Origin of the sequence: Pseudomonas sp. B14(2022), assembly GCF_012030485.1 — a bacterium.
GTDB lineage: Bacteria > Pseudomonadota > Gammaproteobacteria > Pseudomonadales > Pseudomonadaceae > Aquipseudomonas.
The window spans coordinates 1-1,558 of sequence record NZ_JAAUVM010000047.1 but is presented as its reverse complement, the minus strand read 5'-3'; the positions used below and the strand labels follow the sequence as shown (position 1 = coordinate 1,558).

Here is a 1,558-nt window from a genome sequence, read left to right as displayed (position 1 = left end):
GAATTGGGGTTGGCTATGGGGTCTATAGACTTAGCAGGAAATAATAGGTATCGACTAGCTGTCCAGTATTCAGCTCTTCTGAGAGGGCACACACGTAAAGTAAATAAAATGAATGTCGAACTTCTAAACCCATTACCTATGAATATATTCGTAAACACCGTTTTGCTGGATCTCTTCCAAGCTCATTTTCTGAATGGCTTTGTTTAGTAAAGACAAGTGTTCTGAGTGGCAAATGAGCTGGGCGACCCCATGTGTTTCTGCATCATAGAACCTGAAGGAAATAGAATTTTCGTCAGAAAGGATTAATTTGAAGTCGTCAGTTTTTGAGATGTTCGTGAGAGTGCTTAGGTTGTGCCATAGGTGTTCAAGACTGCTTTCATTGTTTTGCATAAGTGTTACAGAAGTTCGATAGCATGCCATGCAGTCAGGATTAATTTGAAGTGGGTTGGAATCTAAGTTAATTATCTGAGAGTAGACGTTGGTGAATTCATTTTTCCTTAAGATATCTCCTGGATGTGATTTTTTATAAAAGTTCTTTTGTAAAATATATTCTTCACTTTTGCTGTAGCAAGGCGATAGATGTGTATGCCATTGTACAATTCTTGGCCATTTTTCTTTAATTCGTGAGCTAAACTCACACCAGGTTTTCCACACACCTGCATAATCTTGGTTGAGCAGTGTTACCGTTATATAGTTCTCGTCGTGGCTAGGATACAGTTGATCCCACGGATGGATGCCTATTTGTCTGATGAATACTGTTTCCATTTTTTATCTCTTGAAGTATGAGTGATTGTCTGTGTCGTTTTTTAACGGTATTGATTGTCCGTTGATTCTGATCTCCGTGTTGAAGTGTGGACCAAGGTTACCTTTTTTATGACCTAGTGAGTGTTCCCTGATTTCTATTTGGCGTTCCTGTAATTTGAATGTGTACACTCTCCCCTCCGTGTATTGCTCCTGATCAGTGATCTTAACTCTGCGTATTAGTGTCGGGTGTTGAGTCTTTGGAATTTCGCCTATTGCTTTTGCTCTTTTAAAAGCACCATTTCTAGATAGTTTACTATCGGCCCCTTTAGGTAGTTCTGCATCTCCCTCGTGGACTTTTGCATGTTTCTCCGGGGCATCAGCGCCGTTTGTCGGTTTACATCCATTTTCACCAGGACAAGTGCTTAAGCCTAACGGATCTACCCAGCCGGTGGGATTGGGCACGTACTGGTACGTGTTGATCCCACCTGCCAACTTCACCGGATCAGGCGTCAGGTAGCGACCGACATCCGGATTGTAGTAGCGATGACGGTTGTAGTGCAGTCCGCTTTCCTGATCAAAGTACTGGCCCTGAAAACGCAGCGGGTTGTCGATTTTGCCTTTGTTGAGACGGCTGATCTGGCCGTAGGCGCGGTAGTGCGCGGACCAGACGATTTCGCCGTCGGGGTGGGTCAGTTCCTGCGGCGTGCCGAGGTGGTCGAGTTGGTAGTGGTAGGGCTTGGTGTCTTTTGGGCCGAAGCCTTCCAACAGGACCAGCGGCCTGAAACTGTTCGGTTCGTAGAGATAGCTGCGATGG

Annotated in this window: 2 protein-coding genes; both read right to left on the bottom strand. The window is 44.7% G+C overall.

Annotated elements, in window-relative coordinates:
- Positions 1 to 132: 132 nt before the first annotated feature.
- Positions 133 to 765: a hypothetical protein gene (locus HCF10_RS30920; RefSeq protein ID WP_167657085.1), complete on the bottom strand. Its 633-nt coding sequence runs from the start codon at positions 763 to 765 to the stop codon at positions 133 to 135.
- A gap of 3 nt (positions 766 to 768) precedes the next feature.
- Positions 769 to 1,558 (bottom strand): RHS repeat-associated core domain-containing protein (locus HCF10_RS31750; RefSeq protein ID WP_205885949.1); only part of this gene is annotated, 790 nt, incomplete at its 5' end.